13 protein-coding genes and 3 pseudogenes are annotated in these 14707 nt (G+C 53.2%); 4 read left to right on the forward strand and 12 right to left on the reverse strand.

Annotated features, from left to right (window positions below):
* Positions 1–286: 286 nt before the first annotated feature.
* The 8 genes and pseudogenes from I9018_RS16110 to I9018_RS16145 form a co-directional block, all read right to left on the reverse strand.
* Positions 287–934 (reverse strand): transporter substrate-binding domain-containing protein, encoded by a 648-nt coding sequence (locus tag I9018_RS16110; RefSeq protein ID WP_241110096.1) that lies wholly within the window; start codon positions 932–934, stop codon positions 287–289.
* Positions 927–2189 (reverse strand): ATP-grasp domain-containing protein, encoded by a 1263-nt coding sequence (locus I9018_RS16115; RefSeq protein WP_241110097.1) that lies wholly within the window; start codon positions 2187–2189, stop codon positions 927–929. Before I9018_RS16115 ends, I9018_RS16110 begins: the two co-directional genes overlap by 8 nt.
* A complete protein-coding gene (locus I9018_RS16120; RefSeq protein WP_241110098.1) occupies positions 2182–3090 on the reverse strand; it encodes a hypothetical protein in 909 nt (302 codons plus the stop codon). The genes I9018_RS16115 and I9018_RS16120 overlap by 8 nt, the downstream gene beginning before the upstream one ends.
* A 97-nt stretch (positions 3091–3187) precedes the next feature.
* Positions 3188–3793 (reverse strand): LysE family transporter, encoded by a 606-nt coding sequence (locus tag I9018_RS16125; protein WP_241107334.1) that lies wholly within the window; start codon positions 3791–3793, stop codon positions 3188–3190.
* A gap of 1 nt (position 3794) precedes the next feature.
* Positions 3795–3965 carry a rubredoxin gene (locus tag I9018_RS16130; protein WP_241107333.1) on the reverse strand — a complete coding sequence of 57 codons (171 nt, stop codon included), beginning with the start codon at positions 3963–3965 and terminating at the stop codon, positions 3795–3797.
* 51 nt (positions 3966–4016) lie between these two features.
* Positions 4017–4916 (reverse strand): iron-containing redox enzyme family protein, encoded by a 900-nt coding sequence (locus I9018_RS16135; RefSeq protein ID WP_241107762.1) that lies wholly within the window; start codon positions 4914–4916, stop codon positions 4017–4019.
* 324 nt (positions 4917–5240) lie between these two features.
* A pseudogene (locus tag I9018_RS16140) lies at positions 5241–6287 on the reverse strand (DEAD/DEAH box helicase); the annotation flags it as partial.
* Positions 6288–6308: 21 nt separating this feature from the next.
* Positions 6309–6462, reverse strand: a pseudogene (locus tag I9018_RS16145) (2-deoxy-D-gluconate 3-dehydrogenase); the annotation flags it as partial.
* Between the two features lie 603 nt (positions 6463–7065).
* On the opposite strand from I9018_RS16145, the gene I9018_RS16150 reads away from it, so the two are divergent.
* The 3 genes from I9018_RS16150 (at position 7066) to I9018_RS16160 (ending at position 8902) form a co-directional block, all read left to right on the forward strand.
* Positions 7066–8034: a DNA-binding protein gene (locus tag I9018_RS16150; RefSeq protein ID WP_241110099.1), complete on the forward strand. Its 969-nt coding sequence runs from the start codon at positions 7066–7068 to the stop codon at positions 8032–8034.
* Between the two features lie 188 nt (positions 8035–8222).
* Entirely contained in the window at positions 8223–8624 is a 402-nt protein-coding gene (locus I9018_RS16155) for a hypothetical protein (protein WP_062574062.1), read from the forward strand.
* The gene (locus I9018_RS16160; protein ID WP_062574063.1) at positions 8621–8902 is read left to right on the forward strand and encodes a hypothetical protein; all 282 of its coding nucleotides are present in this window, start codon (positions 8621–8623) and stop codon (positions 8900–8902) included. The genes I9018_RS16155 and I9018_RS16160 overlap by 4 nt, the downstream gene beginning before the upstream one ends.
* Before the next feature lie 345 nt (positions 8903–9247).
* Here the strand turns inward: I9018_RS16160 and I9018_RS16165 are convergent, their stop codons facing one another.
* Positions 9248–9694 (reverse strand): hypothetical protein, encoded by a 447-nt coding sequence (locus I9018_RS16165; RefSeq protein ID WP_062574064.1) that lies wholly within the window; start codon positions 9692–9694, stop codon positions 9248–9250.
* Between the two features lie 84 nt (positions 9695–9778).
* On the opposite strand from I9018_RS16165, the gene I9018_RS16170 reads away from it, so the two are divergent.
* Complete coding sequence (locus I9018_RS16170) at positions 9779–10087, forward strand: helix-turn-helix transcriptional regulator (protein WP_062574065.1); 309 nt, start codon at positions 9779–9781, stop codon at positions 10085–10087.
* Between the two features lie 1064 nt (positions 10088–11151).
* Here I9018_RS16170 and I9018_RS32785 read toward each other — a convergent pair.
* From I9018_RS32785 to I9018_RS16185, 3 genes and pseudogenes are all read right to left on the reverse strand, one after another.
* A pseudogene (locus I9018_RS32785) lies at positions 11152–11478 on the reverse strand (ATP-dependent endonuclease); the annotation flags it as partial.
* A gap of 266 nt (positions 11479–11744) precedes the next feature.
* Complete coding sequence (locus I9018_RS16180; protein WP_146043264.1) at positions 11745–12911, reverse strand: integrase; 1167 nt, start codon at positions 12909–12911, stop codon at positions 11745–11747.
* Positions 12912–13568: 657 nt separating this feature from the next.
* Positions 13569–14150 carry a hypothetical protein gene (locus tag I9018_RS16185; protein WP_241106862.1) on the reverse strand — a complete coding sequence of 194 codons (582 nt, stop codon included), beginning with the start codon at positions 14148–14150 and terminating at the stop codon, positions 13569–13571.
* Between the last annotated feature and the right edge of the window lie 557 nt (positions 14151–14707).

A 14707-nucleotide genomic window follows, 5' to 3' on the forward strand; every position in this document is an offset into this window, starting at 1 on the left:
TGCGGCTAGTTATGGTTGCGAAATCGCTCTTACTTGACCACCTGTTTGCATTCAACTTGACCAGGCATTTATATCGGACCTGGCCACTACACAGCGTGGCCATGGCCGACAGAGAGCGGCTCATACAATACTGAAGCCTCTGGACTACTGCGCTGGGTGCAAATGCTCAATCAGATCGGAGCATTGGAGTTCGCATAGCAGCCTACGGCCTGACATAGCTGGTTCACATAATTCTGGGGTTCACTAGTCGATTACTCGTGTCCCTGGTCCACTCTCTACAACGCACCTAATCCTGCAGATGGCTGGTCAGGTGTGCCCGCAGCGCAGTGTTAATCCAGTCTCTCAGTTCCGGGAAAGGCCTGCCGACCGCTACTGCAGAACCATTACCGAATATTTCCGGGCAGATTATCGGCTCTCCTAGAATTCGGATTTTCTCCCGTTTGCCTTGACCATGAAGCCAATGTTGGGCCGCATTTAACTCAGATACGACTACGTCGACTGTTGCACTTTCGAGCGCATTAAGCAGCTCGACTGAGTTATTGAAAAGGCGGATATTCGCTTCTGGGAAGAATGCCCGCGCGTAGCGCTCATGGTTGGATCCCGCGAGCACTGCCAAGGAGCAGCGCCCCAGTTCGATACTTTCCAGATCGACACCTTTCCATCCCATCAGCGTCTCTGGGGAGTCGAAATAGGCGTCGCTGAAAAGGAACTCTTGCTGCCGCTCTTCTGTTGCCGAGAGGCTTGAAAAGATTGCAGCAACCTTACCAAGCCGCAACTGATTAAACATGTCACCCCAAGAGACTGAGACGATCTCGAACTCCAGCCTGGTCTCATAAAGCAATGAGGTGATGAACTCGTACTCAGTCCCACGCCACACACCGGCTGACAGTTCCGTGTAGGGGGGATTGTCGGGGTCGCAACCAATCCTAAACATCTACTTCCTCCACAGCTTCCTCGTACATCTGCACTTCCAATTCCCTGAGGCGAACGTAGTCTGCTTGGAACACTTCGGCCGACTCATGGGACAGGTAGACGATTCCCGGGCAGGTATCCATGTCGATTGTCCGTTTGATGGAAGTTCCAGACATTGGCAGTCCCTGGTCCGCTGCATAACTTGGTAGAGCCCTGATCGCTGATGGGAACCTAGAGTCCGACACTCGAAGGTTTCGTGGGGACACAAGCATCGCCGCCAATACCGGCTTCCGAACCTGATAAGGCGTACTTGAATAGCTGGCAAAGCCATTCGGGTCCGCGTAGCACAGCGCAGTGAGCGTCACATGGCTATGATTGAGGGCTGAAAGAACCACGGAGTCGCAGATGGATCCCTGCATGCGGGCCCCCACCTCTATGAGCACGGGACCGCGTCCTTCGACAAGCATGATCTCTAAGTGGGCAGGGCCGTTCTGAATCTCGAGAGCGTCGAGAACGGAGCCGGCATAACGACCAAGAACAGTGGATTCTGGAGATGCGGACTTGAGTAGCTCCTCGTAGCATCCAACTGCGCACGCCCCGGGTACGTCAAGACGAACGTCCTTCCACACCTCGGAGACGTAGTGGCTCCCCTGAAGGCTGACTGTGTTGACTATGTACTGCTCGCCAACCAACCTTTCCTGCACGATAAGCAGCGTATTGACTGTCCCCATTGCATTTTCCCTACCGAGTAGGGAGGCGAAGGCCGCACGGACCTCATTTGGCGAATGGCAAAAGGTGACTCCATCAGATCCCGCGCTGTCGAGCGGCTTCACTACACAGGGCCATGCACAGTGCTGATCACACCATGTGATCGCCTCTGCAGCCAAAGCCGTTCGCAGCGACCGAATATGCTCAACGCCGGCGTCCTTTAGGGCTGCCTGCATGAGGAACTTATCTCGTCGGGCGCTGGACATAGGCGTTCCATTCGAAGGCAGCTTGAGGACTTCCGATAGCGCGTCGGCGAGAGGGACGCCCGACTCGCAGCCGGCTATTACAAACGACGGCGAGAGCTTCCCGATGTCCTCAGCCAGCTTGGCCACATCTCCCCTGTACACGAAACTTCCGACGAAGTCCTCCGGCACGAAGGACGGCGCGTCAAAAATCAAGATAGGGTCCCTGGACTGGACGTGGAAACATTCGACTCCGTAGGCCGAGAACTCCCTAGCGAGTTTGTTTCCGGTTGAGTACGCATCAACGATGACTCCAAGTCTACGCATGGCGGGCACCAAAGAAGGAGTAATAGATCTGGACTAGCGACAAACCGATGACCAGTACGACGCCCACAATTGCTGGAGTAGATGGGGTAAGGGCGGAATGCGTGAACTGGAATGCGAGGACAAAGGCCGGTGCTGTGGCGAGCACAATTTCGAAAAGTACCGGCTCAATGTGCTTAAGACTTCTCTGCAGGAGGAGCGTTGCAGGAATGACACCGAGAAACGCGAGAGAGGCTCCGCTCATAAGTTCTTCAGTTGACACTGAGAAAGCTCCCCTCACAAGCGCGCCCGTGAACGCCAAGCCAGTCAGCAAATAGAACCTCCGCGCGAGCAGTTCGGAGCCTGAGACCCTACGGTCATAACAGGCCTTCATAGATACGGTCATGAACGCATCCGAGAACGCCGCTGCCACGGCTAAGAAGATTCCCCAAAGAACTAGGCCATTCGCTCCTTTCCCTGCATCTGAGGCGATTGTCGCCCAAGATAAGAATGCAGTGATTGCGAGTGCAGCCAAGCATATAGCGATGTCGCGAAGGGAAGCCGGCGAACTCGGGCGCAGTCGGCGGTTTACGAGGTAAGTGAATATTGGGCAGAGGGAGGTTGCAATAGCCGCGGCGAGGGCTGGGGGGATGAGCCAGATTGAAAGGAACAACGCCCCCCAGCTTCCGGCGGTCCAGAGGTTAAGCGAGATGACCGTCCTCCATCGCAGCCGGGATTCACCTCCACTTATCCTGAAACACACCTCGAAAGTCGCGATGACAATCAAGAAAGCGATGAAAGTCAGGAAAAATACGTCTAGCTTCCGGAATGCAACGGCGCGGTATACATCCTGCCAGCCGGTGAGCATGTTATGCGCGAACAGTAGGCAAAGCCCGACGACCAAGGAGCGGTGTTCAACGAGCATAGGCCCCTCTCTTGATGTCGATAGTAGGGTGCATGGAGGTTAAGTTTTGAAATTTAAAAAGCTGTATTTTTTGGTATAGAAAATATTAAGGGGAATACTATTTCCATAAAAAAACAGCCTCGGCGAAGCCGAACATCGTGATACCCAAGCCACTGAAAATCCCAAGAATTCTGATATGGCTATTGTTGGCGATTAATGTTTTTAATATGGTACCGCCCAATGCATACAAACATTGAATCAATAAGCTACCTGCAAACAAACTAAGGCACGAGATCACAAGGGGAACTGTTGTTCGCTCGTCAATTTGAGTTGCAAATGCTGAAATGGCCAGAATAGTTAATGGATTCGAAATTGTTAACATAAGTGTGGCTGTAAAACCAATATTTTTTGATGAGCCGCCACCATCAGTCTTGGCCTTGAACTCGCCATATATTATGTATAGTCCGAATAGAATTAAAATTAGCGCGGAAGCGGCGCTCAGGAACTTTTGATGGCTGGATAAAAATCCTACTATTAAGCTTGCACCTGCAAACGCGAAGGCGCTAAATAAAAGATCGCCAAACGCAGCCCCTAACGCACTTTTTATTGCAACGGCTCTGCCATGCTGAATACCGTTTCGAATGATTATTAATGCTATCGGTCCTACGGCAATGGAAAGTGTAATACCAAAGAGAAAGGCTTTGAGGGCACTTGCGGGCAGCACGTCAGAGCGTCCGTTCTGAGAAGTTTTTCTTCTTTGCTCGGCAGTGGGGGCATTTAAAGTCTTCAGGCAGGTCTTCCCACTGTGTCCCTGGAACTATCCCTTCTGTCTCCTCGCCTTGTTCTTCCGAATAAACATAATGGCAGAAATTGCACTCATATTCTTTGCTAACCATGATTACTCTCCATGTAAAAGGGCGCGGGCGAGGCCTACGCCCTTGGCGCAATTACTGAATACTGTGACTCAGCTTACGATTCAAGGCGGCGAACATGCGTTCGAAGCCATCCATGAAGGCCATGGCTCCGCGCAATGCCTGTTTGCCAATGCGCTCGTCACGATTCAGGAACGACACCAAAACGTCCCGCCCAGTGGAGACATGCATCGGTTCAACCTCGCAGTGTACGGCGAAGAAGGCCAGAACCGGGTCGTCCTCGTCTTTAAGCCCATATTCATTGGCGTACTTCTGGAAGCCAGCCAAGAAATATTGGAACTCACGGGATGACGTCATCTCGGATGCGAGATGGAATCCCAGCGCCTCACCGAGTTGATCAGAACGATAGAGACGATGCGTTGCATCGCCCATGGCGACCCCTTCAGGCAAGACGAAAACTGGATTGTGCAGGTCTTGATGACTCAGCCCAAGATGTTCAGTCAGCTCCCGGAACATTTGGTGATGAGTAGGTAGCATGTGTCGCTGATGTTGGTGCAGTCCGAACTCGTCAACAGATGCGTAGAGCACGTATGCAGCTTTTGCAGTTGCGTTCCAGGTGTCTTCGGCCAGTAACTCGTCAGTAATACGAGCAGCCAGAGCAATGATGCCAGAGGGAACGTCTTTGAAAAATGCCCAAACTGTCCCAAAGAAAGTTGCCAAGCCTTCATGATCAAGCGGTCGGCTGGCCAGAATCTCGCCAAAACGATCAAGCTCTTTGATGGCATTATGGCGAACCACCGCCGACGCGATTTCAGTGTAAATAATATCGCTTTGACCGTGGTCTCGTGCGACTTCGTTTTCACGAAGAGTGAACGCCTGTTGAATCTCCAAGGCTACTACCTCAACATATATATTGAAATTGAGGCCAATCTTGAATGACGTGGGCGCGTCTTGAGATACCTTCTCCCTGGTCATCCAGATACTTCTGGCTCGGCTCCATGCTGCGGGATGTTTTTATACCTCCCTCCAATGTCTGTCAACATAATATTGAAGGTCAGCGAGTAACTATCTAGTTCGGAATACAGAGCCGCCTCTTAGCAGGAATTTATCAGTAGTCAAGAAAGCAAGCGCAATTTTATGATCCTGCTATTAAATCAGCGTAACCAGTTCAACTTCGGCGTGAGAGTTCATGTCTGTGACGGTCATTCGAACGGCCCATAAGCGGTGCCGGTACTGCTTGTAGTGAAACTCGTTCTCATTGTCGTGGTACTGCTCCTGAAAAGAGAGAGTAATTAGCATTTAAAATTTAAATTTTCGAATGGATAAAAAAGCCACCCGAAGGTGGCTTAACTTATGCAGTAAAGTAATTAGTTGTCTGGCCAGGGCCATTTCAACCGAGTCTCCATCTTGATTTAAAGAGTCCAATCCTGATTCCGGCACATCCCCTGACGTGCTTTGAGCTACTGCGATCTTCTTGGCCATAAGCTGTAGGCAGGTAATCTGCGAGCTGCCGGCATAGCCCAAAAAAATCACACGCACTGGATGTTTCTGCCCGATGCGCCAGGACCGTCGTGCTGCTTGCTGCAGGGTGTAGACGTTGTATCCCGTTTGCAGAAACACGATGATTGGAAAGTCAAGCAGGTCCAGCCCAGTCTTGACCAGCTCCGGGTTGGTGATCAGCACATCGATGCCACGGTCGACCTGATCGAGGACCTTCTTCAGCCTGGACGTTGTGTCGCGTGTCCCGCTGTAGACGGTGTAGGCGAGGACCTTGCGGCCTTTCGTTTTCTCCTCGATGCAAAGGCTTAACAAAGCCTGCTCCTTGGGCATCAGTTGCTCGTCGTTGAAAATCGCCGGCACGAAGGCCAGGGTATCGCGAGTGCGTGGGTGCTTGACCATTTCCGATCGGAAGCAGAAGTCTGGCCAGGCCAGCAGTACATTGAGGACAACGCCCAGAAGGGTAATGTCTCGCCGTGCAAGGGCTTGTCTAAGCTCTGCTGTCAACTTGGAGGCCAGGCTCTGGTAGGCGGATGCCTGATCAGGTGTCATTGGTACATCGATAAACTCCTCGTTGTAGGTGGGTAGGATGTTCCCGCCGATGTCTTTCAACTTGAGGAACACGGTGAAGGGCAGTACGAAGCGGTGGATGCCTTTCGGGCCGAAGCCCGGGGCTTTCACTGTTCGAACTGAGAGCTTCTTGCCTTTTGCTGTCTTGTGCGAATCTCCATCGCGCTCGGTATAGATGTCTTTCAGGACCCCGTGATCGCGCATGAACGCCATAGCCGCGGGCGCCATGCTGCCACGGGCGTTAGACCGATAGCCGTCCTCAATCATTCGGCGGGTCAGGAAACAGCCTGCGCTCCGGAACAGGTGTTCAACATCTAATGCCAGCAGGCTGCCGATCATGAATGCACCTGCATCGCTGGCGATCAGTAGAAATGGTAAATGGCCCATCTATCTCACTGAGTTGGCCCAGACGGCACATCGGTACCGCCCCGCGGATGTAAGCCTGGCCCTTTTCCCTGCAGCGAGTATTTGCTTGTGAGTTCAGCGCGTGACTATCGCAGCTTCGATGTTTTGTCTGCTTGGTTCACCTGCTTTTGTCCGGTTCCGTGCTTCGTGCTCAGCGCCTTTCAAGAATCAGCTCTCCGCCATAGGGTGTGAATCAGTACCCAATGGCGGGACGCCACGCAAGCAAAGTTCTCCGGTGTCGGCTTCCCTTTCTGCCGCCTTAAGTGCCACGCAAATGCCGGTGTCCACCAGTCGTCTCAGACACCATATTTGGCCTTCCGGGCCAGCCGTAACATGGGTGGCATCGGGGAACGCCAGCGGCGAGGGGGGTCAGCCACTGCGCACCTAAATGGCGATTCAGGATGCCTCACCGTGAGCTGAATCGCGACTTCCGCGTGAGCGCTAAGGTACTGGCCTCGGGGATGTCGGACACGCCCGCTGACGCGTTGAGGCTTTTGTACCGAGGAGAACTATCCCGATATAACAGTGCTTCCAGTCAGGCTTGCAGATTTTATGTATTATTAAATACGTTCAACGTAGTATTTTTTATCTTTCTAATCTATTAGGTCGGATAAGATTTAATTATCAGACCTAATGGGGCGGAGGGCAGGGCATGGCGGTAGGCGTACCAGAAACTGACGTTTTCGCGGCGGCGGACGCGGTGCTGGCCCGTGGTGAGCGGCCGACGGTGGAGCGCGTGCGCCTGGCGCTCGGCCGCGGCAGCCCGGCGCGGGTCGGCGCGCTGCTCGATCAGTGGTGGGAACAGCTGGCCGGGCGCCTGCGCGGCGAAACCCGGCTACCCGGATTGCCGGCGGAGGTGGCGCAGGCCTTCGTTGCTATTTGGCAGCAGGCGACCACCTTGGCCCAGGGCGTGGCGGAGCAGGCGTTGGCCGGCCAGCGTCAAGTGCTATTAGAAGAGCGCGAGGCGCTGGCCGAGCTGGAGGCTCGCGCGCGTCTGGAAGTCGCACAGGCCCGTCAGCAGACGGTGGAAGCTGTGGCAGCGAGGCAGGGCGCAGAAGTCCGTCTGGCTGACTTGGAACAGTTACTGACCCAACGCCAGGCCCAGATCGACGACCTGCGCAACCAGCGCGATGAACTGCAAGCGCAGCGTGACGAGGCGCGTACGCAATTGACCGAAGTCGACCATCTGTTGCAGGAAAGCCGTAAGCAGGCTGAGCAAGCGCGTAGCGAGCAGCAGCGCTACACCCGCGACGTCGAAGACCGCGCCTATCGCGAGATCGATCGAGCCCGGGAGGAGAGCAAAGCACTGGGCGCACAACTTAAGGACGCCCAAGGCCGGCTCAGCATTGCCCAGCGCGGCATGGAGGAGCATCAGCTTGTCCTAACAGACACCCGTGACCAGTTGCAGGCGGCACGTAGCCAGGGGCAATTGCTCGGCGCGCAGTTGACGCAGGTCCAGCAACGCGCTAGCGAGGCGGGTGAATACATCAGTCGCCTAGAGGCCGCCTTGCAGGCTGCCCGAGAGGATTTGGCCGAAGCTCGTGAACGTGCGGTGGCGGCCGAAGCCCGAATTGAGGTGCTGGCCAGTCGCCCGCGGCGTTCAACTAACAAGCGCAACTGAGCGTCGACGCTTTGTACTTGGACCGACGCGGCTACATCAGTAAGTACGGCGCTGAGGAGGCATGAAGGCCGCTTGATGGGTCGGAAAACGGTGCGTCCACGTAGGCGGATCCGGCGACCAAGAGGGGCTTTGCCCGGCGCCGGTTTGCGGGCATGCTGTAGTGTGAAACGTAGTGGGAGGAATGAGCCATGAATCAGGGGGCACCCCAAGCAGCGGCGCTATCGACCGCCGAGTTAATCGACTACCTTTGTACCGCGAACGGCGCACCCTACTCAGTTGAGCGCTACGTCGAGATTTTTGGCCTCAGACCTGTCGTGCTTGCTGACCAGGTCGCAGTCTATCGTCGCAGCCAACCAGATGCGGCTAGAACATCAGATGTCGAAGCGGCGCAGCGGTTTATCGCAGATGCCCTTCGGGTGGTCTTGGCGGTAGCCGAGAACGGGATTGCCATCCAGCCGGCGATCACTTGGTTTCGCTTCGAGCCATTACCAACCTTCGACCAGCAGACTGCGGAGCAGTTGGTCAGTCAGGGACAAGTCGATCAGGTGTTGCAGTTTCTGGCCTCTTGGCAGGCCGGGAGCCAGGGATGAGTAGCGATACCCAACGGCAGGTCAGTCCGCAATCGACTTTTTACGCATGCTATGACACCGTCCTGCGCGCCGTGGATGCACGTTATGACGTCCGCGGCTATGTGCTGACAGAGATGGTGAAGGCGTGCCTCGCGCACCGCGCTACGCTGCCTGCGGCGCAGCGGGTATATTTCGCGCAGTATGCTCCCAGGGAAGCGGCGGCCTACTTGGAAAGACTTACGGCCATGTTGCTGTTTGGTCCCAAGGGGCGTTTTTCGCCGCAAGAGTACCGCTACTGATGAGCAGCCGAATCAAGCTGCCGTCCGCGTTGCTCGATGGGCTGGGATGGGACGTTGGGGAGGAGTTGATCCTTGAGTACGTCGAGGGTGTTTTCTCCTTGAAGCGCAAGCTCTCGCCTAGTGAGTCAAGCGACAAGATTTGCCCATCGTGGACATTTTTGATGTGAACCACCTGACTGGCCTGTGGAAGCTGTTGACGGGCAACTGTCTCCTCTTGTGAAGACCCCAGATTAATACCGTGACCCCGTTTACCTGCAGACACCGGGATTGGGCAAGCAACGATCAAAGATACTGCTAGGGTGCGCTCATGAAATTCCGGTCGAGATGGCCAGCTCCGACTGCTGTTCAGCGTCGCCCCAAATCCGACTCAGCCGAGAACAATACGTTGATCACGAGCAGTTTCTCTAGGTCTCGCGTGGGATGCAGTGAATAGCGGACGTCGTTTTCCACTTTGAAGAGCAGGCCTGCTACACCAGCCTTGTCCTGCACTACGCACACCTCCAGCAACGGCTCCATCAGCCATTTGGAGTGTCCGTTGAGATGGGCAGGGGTTACGATTTGCACCTGTTCGACCCATGCGTGTTTCGACTGGTTTTCGATAATCCACGCCAAGTCATGTGCGTACTGGAGCAGCAGCGTGCTGGCTGTCACCTCACGCTTATCCCGCCGAGCAATTTGCACGTAGAACCACGGCCATTGAAGGTCCTGTTCGACAGCCGCCCACAACTGGGCCGGGTAGTAATCGAACCGCGGATCCAGGTGCATCTCAAGATGACGATAGGTAATAAACATGATTGAGCCTCGAAATGAATCCTATAGATTGTAGCCCTATAGTGTTCAAGCGGGCTTCATCGTTCCTTTTGCGGATTTGGCAAAATGGAACTGAATACGGCCTTTGGCCTTGCCCTCAAGCAGCTACGCAAGCATCGGGAACTGACCCAGGAGGACTTTTCGACGGTCAGTAGCCGCACCTACTTGAGTACGCTGGAAAGAGGGCAAAAAGGCCCGACGATTCAAAAGCTCGAGCAGTTAGCGGACGTATTGGAGGTTCATCCCGCCACAGTGCTGATTGCGGCCTACCTTTTTAAAGAGCCGCACCGCGATAGCCAAGCGCTTCTCGCTCGCTTGGAAGGCGAGTTACAAGCATTGGGATTTACTACCGAAACGGGTGAAACTCACCAGTAAGATATGGATTCTACCGCCACGCAGGCAATCGTTGCTTTAACCCGCGCTGGAAAAGGGCGGTCATGTGCGATGCGTGAAAGCATGGGCGCTATCAAGTGGGCATGGGCCAGTCTGCTCAGACCCACTTCGCAATGGATCTGGTGCGCAACAGCTTCCCATCATGCTCTGGGCGCGTGGTCGCCTGGACGTGCGGTAAGATCATTTTTTTTGCTCTCCGCTCAGGGGTCAATCGCTGACTGCTGTGGCGATATCCACGCCCGCTTCGGCGCATACCAGTTGATCCTTAAACCTGCTAGATCCCCATCGTCTCGTGCACTGCGGTCGTGCTTCAAGACCTGTACGATCATGCCTTAGGCCATGAGCATGCCTGACGCGGTATGGTGACGTTAGGGCTTACTCGGGTTTTATTGAAAGGTGCCTTTATCCCAGAAGACTGCTTCGTCGTTGGTCGAAGTTTAGTCAAAGCACCACAATCTCATCAGCTTTCAACCAGCCAGCACTGATGACACTTGCCTTGGCAACCTCTGGCTGAGCGGTATAGACCACGATGGCCAGACTTTCCTCAGCGCGGCTGCACGTGACCAGTCGGATATATCAGGGCTGTCGCCCGGATCAAGGTGGCGGTTGTAGTAAGCGCGTAATTGTTCTGTCAGTCGTTTCCCAGAGCCACCTCTGCCTTCAGTGACAGACTCTTCCGCGCTATCTCCAAAGCCCCGCTGGGCGTTGATTTCGTGCACGCGTATCAGGTCAGTCAGCGGGTTGGCCCCCAGCGGCACCGCAGTCGCGGACAGTGGTTGCAGATTGGCATGGCGCGTTTTGGTATCTGGCGCATCGAGCTTCGATGGGTCTAGGCGATACCAACAAACAGTGAACATCGCTCCCAGGCGCCTGTTGAGGTAATCGTGAAGACTTTGCGGCCAAAGGGGCAGGGTAGGCGGAGTCTTTCCTTCCTCGGTCTGCTTTGCTATCTCCTGCTGCAGCATCTTCACGCGGGTTCGCTCCTTCCGGTAGTCGGTAAAGAGCTTGGCCATGTCCTTTGGCTCGAGTCGGAAGCGCATTCCCACATGACCGCCTTTCCAGGCGAAATTAGGGATAAGGTCACGGATGTAGTGCAATTCGCCTTGCGAAGCTTCCACCCAGAGATCGAGGGTGGGTAACCAGTGGGACCACTCATTAGCCGTGGGTGGCTCAAGGGTTTCATCCGAAGCCTCCCAATCGGCGCCAATGGCGTCAATAACTGCAAGGTGGGAAAGCGTCAGATCCTGGAGACGGAATACCGTCGCTTTTGAAAGCAGGAACTTGCGTAGCGCTAACATAGCGGATGACTTACCGCTGTTGTTAGCGCCGACCAGCAGGGTAGTGGTGCTTGCCAAGTCGATTCGAACAGGCATGAGCTTGCGGAGGTCGCGATCTCCAGGTACTAGATCTGCCTAACCTCTTCCTTGTAGTGGCTCAGGGCAGGTTGTTGGGGATGGAGATCGGGATCTCTAGCTGAGCGCTTGCAGGACTCCAACACCAATGACGGCCTTTTGTCACCATTACTATCCGAAATGCGCTCACACCATCTGCCGCGCTCATCGAGGATGAACTGATTGAGTACGCCGGAGCTTGCGGATGAATCAATCTACCACTGCTTAGCCAGTTACCGACCCATGGTTCATCCTGCATAGTACCTACCGTAAACGTAGGCAGGGCTGAGACTGCCGAGGCCATGTTGAAGATCAAGAGGCGACCTCTTCAGAGTATCCAACTTTGCACCGGTGTCTCTGAACCACCGAAGTGAAAGTGATTTTATTACCTGCAAATCAGGTTCATTGAGGCCTGTTATTGATAAGGCTCGATGAACTTCAATCAGGGCAGCCTTGACGATTCCATTTATTTGGCGAATACAGATGCCGGAGCGGCCATGTAAAGCCTCTAAGAGCGGCAACCTTTCATCTGCCTCGGGCAAAGGAGGAAGTCCCCTGCTGACGCGATAGCGTTTTAGGTATGGGAGAAAACTAGACGGAACTGGAACTTTTTGAGGAGGGGCTCGATTAAAATGCACAAACCACCACTTCCCGTCAGCAAAACTGAAAACATTCATTAGTGGGTATCTATTGTTATTAATTGCCAGGTCTGACGGTCGCAGATAGAGATGCAAAGCCGCTGCTATGGCAAAAAGGGCGCGCTCGCCATCAGACGATAGAGAAGCCTGTCGCTTTAACTCGGAAAGAACCACTTTCAGGAGATCGCGATCAACTAGGCTTCTAGGTGGCTGGCCTCTCGAAAAGGGGCGCCCGTGCTGCGGTTTAAACCCCTTAATAGGGTTCGCCGTCGATAACCCCTCAAGATGTAGAAAGCTAAAAAAAGAGCTGCAAATGCTTTGAATCTGCCTCAGCGATCCATTGTGAGGGGCATTGATTTTGTTTAGCCCCCGCGAGTCCATTGGTCGCCAACTTTCATTAACAATCCATTCTCCCTCATCGTCAATAAATCGTGCTTTGGGGGCATTGCCTAGCCAAGCAGGAGGCGGCTTTTCGCAGAAGGTAAGAAATTTTCTAAAATCTTGAGAAGTAAGTACTGATGAAGCCTTGCCAGCATAAATCCAACTCCATAAAAGTAAGCGCTCAATAAAGCCACGGTAATTGCCGAAGGTTCCCTGCGATCGATTGTGCTGGGATAGAAATAGCCTAGCGTTGCTGAAGTCCTTGAAAGCGTCAAATCCTTTAAAAACGCTAATATAGGATCGTACGCTGGGGTACGTTCGAAAATATTCGTCGTCAGACCAGACCATACATTCTGGCCCAGCGAACAGGGGCTGAAGGATGTATTCTTGTGACATAGGCCACCCAACGTACATTTGGTCCGTGATTGGATGAGTGTAGCAAAAGCATTTGAGTATCTTTTTTTGACTTCTCATTTTACCGTTGCGCAGTATCCTTTTTTAGCTTGCATATGACGTTAATGAACGCCTAGCTTCGCAGCTGTAGATAGCTAACCAGTTGATAACTATGGATTGTTTTTTGTCAGTCAACCGATTCTTTTTTTGGCAGGAGCCACAGCCACTGCCCGAAGACAGATGGCATCACCGACATGATATTTAATTTAACATAATATACATTATGCGAATATTCATATATCGGCTTGAGGGCCAATGGCGGCAGATTTTGAAGCCACACCTCGATCACTCTGCTGCAGCTCACGCCTGGACCTAGACGATGTGACCAGGACAAACGAAACCCGAGCCCCTTGTTTCTGGTGACCGCCAATCCGGAGCTCCACCAGCACTGGACGGAAATTTTTCAACTGCTTGGCCCGTACCGACACCGACCGTTGCTGAACACGTCGCGGCATCTCTCGACATTCGCAACCGTTGCCAAAGATCGAGCTGGAGAACAACTGGCTCAAGAAACTGCTGGCCAAAACCCACCGGCACATCGCACTACTGAAGGTGGGCTTTGGGTAACCGAGGCCGAGCATGAGGCGGCCTGGTAGCTTATCAGCTACAACGCTCTCTAAATTTCTGCACGCTGGCAACTGCGGAGTTCAACGTTATTTCTTTATATTTGTAGTATTTAATTTCTTGTGCCTGGGAGGCTCCGACATTGCCGAAATATTCTTCCCAGGCGTTACCCTTAACAAGTAAATCAGAGAGCATGGTTTTCAGGTCGTTTGCTGTCCAAACTTCCTTGTAGCCTTTGTTACTACCAGGGGCTGGGCTGTTATGCTTGACATAATTAACCATCATGTACTCATTCTCGTAGGCCATGAATACCGTATAGACGATCCCCTGATTAGGAGCTGACTGCTTGTACCAAGGAATAACAACAAAGTGGTGAACCTTTGGTTTCATGACAGCAAAGTGCCAAACAGCTGTCTCCGAGTTCGCACCAAGAAATACAATCGCCTCTTTGATTGCCTTATCCATGGAATTGTTTTTTTCAATCACTTTCCCGCCATTGTCATTTTGCGGTTTCCCGTAAACCGCGCAGCCCATTTGAACCGGCACAGAAAAACAATCATTCAACCATTTGAGAACATCGTTATTGACTATAGCTTTAATTAGATCTTCCCCTGTCATATCCCTTGGCTCCTGCCTATATATCCTGCACGTATTCATAAATGATCAAGAACATGATCCTTGGTGAGGATAGCTTCGATCTGCCCTTTATCAAATTTATTTCAGCTCGCACCTTGCTGGTTGACAGCAGATGCTTGCAGGCTGCGCATATGGAATTTCAATGCCAACTTCCGAGCCAACTATAAGCACTGCAGTTCATTGTAAGAATCATCAAGTTAACTACCCTGCCCTATAATTTGAATATTAAAAACAACTCAACTAAATATTCATTTAGTTGAGTTATATCAAAACCCTCAAATCTGCAGCTTCCTAACCCCCTACCCTTTGAGATTCTGCGCCTGTCACTGCACTGCCTGCACACCTGCATGCCTTGAAAGGCACGTCCGATCCCAGTGACATCCGGGTGTGACCAACCATTTTGTCGCAAGGGTGATTACAAAACGCTATTAGCCGCATTCGGCATTGGTCGCGCGATCAGACCTAAGGCCTTGAAATAACGTGATCTGTAGCCCTGGGCAGACGGCCATAGGAGCATCACCAGAGTGGAGAAAACACCT

The organism is Pseudomonas sp. MPFS (assembly GCF_022537035.1).
Taxonomy (GTDB): Bacteria; Pseudomonadota; Gammaproteobacteria; order Pseudomonadales; family Pseudomonadaceae; genus Aquipseudomonas; species Aquipseudomonas sessilinigenes.